The 2,463-nt window shown below is 40.4% G+C and carries 6 protein-coding genes; 2 read left to right on the top strand and 4 right to left on the bottom strand.

Annotated features, from left to right (window positions below; all coding sequences use genetic code 11):
* Positions 1–39: 39 nt before the first annotated feature.
* The 4 genes from PX484_RS24620 to PX484_RS24635 form a co-directional block, all read right to left on the bottom strand.
* Complete coding sequence (locus PX484_RS24620; protein WP_287670035.1) at positions 40–468, bottom strand: putative toxin-antitoxin system toxin component, PIN family; 429 nt, start codon at positions 466–468, stop codon at positions 40–42.
* A complete protein-coding gene (locus tag PX484_RS24625; RefSeq protein WP_002750644.1) occupies positions 468–707 on the bottom strand; it encodes a hypothetical protein in 240 nt (79 codons plus the stop codon). Before PX484_RS24625 ends, PX484_RS24620 begins: the two co-directional genes overlap by 1 nt.
* A gap of 78 nt (positions 708–785) precedes the next feature.
* Positions 786–1,208: a putative toxin-antitoxin system toxin component, PIN family gene (locus tag PX484_RS24630; protein ID WP_287657265.1), complete on the bottom strand. Its 423-nt coding sequence runs from the start codon at positions 1,206–1,208 to the stop codon at positions 786–788.
* Positions 1,198–1,422, bottom strand: a complete 225-nt coding sequence (locus tag PX484_RS24635; RefSeq protein ID WP_002748889.1) for a C2H2-type zinc finger protein — start codon at positions 1,420–1,422, stop codon at positions 1,198–1,200. The genes PX484_RS24630 and PX484_RS24635 overlap by 11 nt, the downstream gene beginning before the upstream one ends.
* Positions 1,423–1,664: 242 nt before the next feature.
* Between PX484_RS24635 and PX484_RS24640 the strand changes: the two genes are divergently transcribed.
* Positions 1,665–1,892, top strand: coding sequence for a type II toxin-antitoxin system Phd/YefM family antitoxin (locus PX484_RS24640; protein WP_288106042.1), 228 nt, complete (start codon positions 1,665–1,667; stop codon positions 1,890–1,892).
* Entirely contained in the window at positions 1,889–2,275 is a 387-nt protein-coding gene (locus PX484_RS24645; RefSeq protein ID WP_002750641.1) for a type II toxin-antitoxin system VapC family toxin, read from the top strand. Before PX484_RS24640 ends, PX484_RS24645 begins: the two co-directional genes overlap by 4 nt.
* Positions 2,276–2,463 lie beyond the last annotated feature (188 nt).

Here is a 2,463-nt window from a genome sequence, read left to right on the forward strand (position 1 = left end):
TTCGCGAATATCTTTTAATAAAATCCCATTGAGTAAAGTTCATAATTCATGGTTATTATTTCGATCTAAAAAGTCCAAAAAGTCTTTTGCTTTCACGATCTGAATATTTTGATATTCAACCAGTGAAAGAAGATGTTTGTCCCCCGTAATAATATGGGTAGCCTTGCCAGCGATTGCACATTCTATGATCATATCGTCATCGGGATCATTGGGAACGGCTCTAAGTGTTCCACCTATAGAAACAATGCTAGAAGCATCACAAATTTCCTCAATGTATTTTCTAACTCGTTCTTCAGGAAATTTGATTTTTAGTAGCAGTTTTTCGGATAATTCGCCTAAAATCTCTGGACAAGTGACCGATCGAATCAGTTTGCTTTGGGCTAGGGAAAAACAACTATTCGGGCTACCGCTTTTAGAAAGCGCAGCAGATAGGAGAATATTTGTGTCGAAGACAACAGTATAAATCACTACTTCTCGTGAACGATTTCATCGATAAATTCTTCTCTTTCGTCTTCCGTCATGGTATCCCAATCGTAGCCGCGTTCTGCTGCGACGATTTTTGCCTGTTGGCTTCCGTAATCGGTTATAGCTTCCATATTTCCCCACTGACGCTGGATGAGGAATCTAAATAGTTCCTGTTGCTGTGCTTCGGGGAGTTGTTTGACTAATTCGATTACTTGTTCGTTGCTTAAGGTTAAGTTTGGCATAGGTCGCTTCTAGACACCAGCATGATTAACGATTTTAACATGAGTCTTTAGCTGGCTCGTGGGTGGGGAGACTGATCGCTAACGGGAAAAGTCATGATCTAGAAATTCTTGAATCGTTAAAATTGGGATTTCTTGAAATGGATTTAAAACTAATAGATCAGAATCGCCGCTTACAATACAGGTAGCTTGACCATCGATCGCTAGTTCTAAATACTGATTATCTTTCTCATCTCTGCAAACCTTGATTTTCTCTCGAATCACGACAATTTCCGCGGTTCTTTCTATCGCCGTTATAAATAGCCGCCTTTTTGCTGAGGAGGCATATCTATCGAATTTGGGACGATTGAAAACAGTGATCAATTCTAACAAAGTAGATTCGGACATTAAAAGCTTGCCGATATTTTGGGCTTTGTCTAATGCCTGACGAGCTTTACCGTTTTTAGAGAGAAGCGCACTTACTAAAACATTTGTATCGAAAACGAAATAGTATTCAAGGCTCATTTAATAAAGATTCTAGGATTTCGGGTGTTAATCCTCTAGCTTCCGCCTCATCACTAATTTCGTCCATTAGTTTTCTCAAGAAATCGATATCGCTGTTAACTGGCTTTCTAATTAGCAAATCGACAAGAACCCGGACGCGTTCTTGTTCCTCTGGGGATGCGGATTGATAGACTTCTGCCGCTTCGGGACTGACTTCGATCGAAATTTTGCTCATATTATTAAGGCTCATCCTTGCTGTGCTTCGGGGAGTTGTTTGAATAAGTCGATAACTTGTTCGTTGCTTAAGGTTAAGTTCGGCATAGGTCGCTTCTAGACACCAGCATAATTAATCAGTTTAACACGGGTCCTGAATGGAGAGGTTTTTCGGTTCGCCTATCCCTTCTCTGCTTCGATCGGTTAGAATCGAGAAATTATCGGACTAGAAAGTCCTTTCATCTTCGCGCTTGCCGTAAAATTATGATTGTCTCTCTCCAAGAAGCTCAAGCCAAACTGCCCGAACTGATATACAATCTCAAACCGGGGGAAGAATTGTTGATTACCGATAATAATCTCCCACTAGCCAAATTAATCGGGCAAACCCCCACATCTCCCCAACGTCCGGGGCCTGGCCTATGTAAAGGAATGATTACCATCGTGGCCGATGATAAAGAACACTTACAAGACTTCTCGGAGTATCTGCCTTGAAATGTCTAATCGATACCCATACTCTGCTTTGGTACACACTCAACGAATCCCCACTAAGTAGCGCCGCCCATCAACTAATTATTAACCAAAATAACGAAATATTAATCAGCCCAGCATCCTATTGGGAAATCGCCATCAAAATCAGTATCGGTAAACTCATTTTACATCAATCTTACAAAGATTTTATCGACGTATGCCTTAATCAATATCAATTTAATATCCTTGCCATCACACCGGAACATACGGATGCGCTGATCACCCTTCCTTTTTATCATAAAGACCCCTTTGATCGCCTTCTGGTAGCTCAAGCCATTGTTGAAAATATTCCGATTATTAGTGTAGATACTATTTTAGACCGGTACGGTATTCAACGTCTTTGGTAGGGCGATCGTTTTTCTCAACCTATCGGAAAACTCGACACTATACCCCGTTTCTAATCCCTCGATTTGATGTTTTTCTACCAATTTCCCACGTCTCCTGCGGATAATCTTGCTTCGCGAATATCTTTTAATAAAATCCCATTGAGTAAAGTTCATAATTCATGGTTATTATTTCGATCTAAAAAGTCCAA

This window comes from Microcystis sp. M49636_WE2 (genome assembly GCF_030065375.1).
GTDB classification, from domain to species: domain Bacteria; phylum Cyanobacteriota; class Cyanobacteriia; order Cyanobacteriales; family Microcystaceae; genus Microcystis; species Microcystis aeruginosa_C.

What these genes read in the sequence shown, in the direction of transcription:
- PX484_RS24640 (WP_288106042.1), top strand. Translation starts at nt 1,665, where the DNA reads ATGATTGTCTCTCTCCAAGAAGCTCAAGCCAAACTGCCCGAACTGATA.
- PX484_RS24630 (WP_287657265.1), bottom strand. Translation starts at nt 1,208, where the DNA reads ATGAGCCTTGAATACTATTTCGTTTTCGATACAAATGTTTTAGTAAGT.
- PX484_RS24635 (WP_002748889.1), bottom strand. Translation starts at nt 1,422, where the DNA reads ATGAGCAAAATTTCGATCGAAGTCAGTCCCGAAGCGGCAGAAGTCTAT.
- PX484_RS24625 (WP_002750644.1), bottom strand. Translation starts at nt 707, where the DNA reads ATGCCAAACTTAACCTTAAGCAACGAACAAGTAATCGAATTAGTCAAA.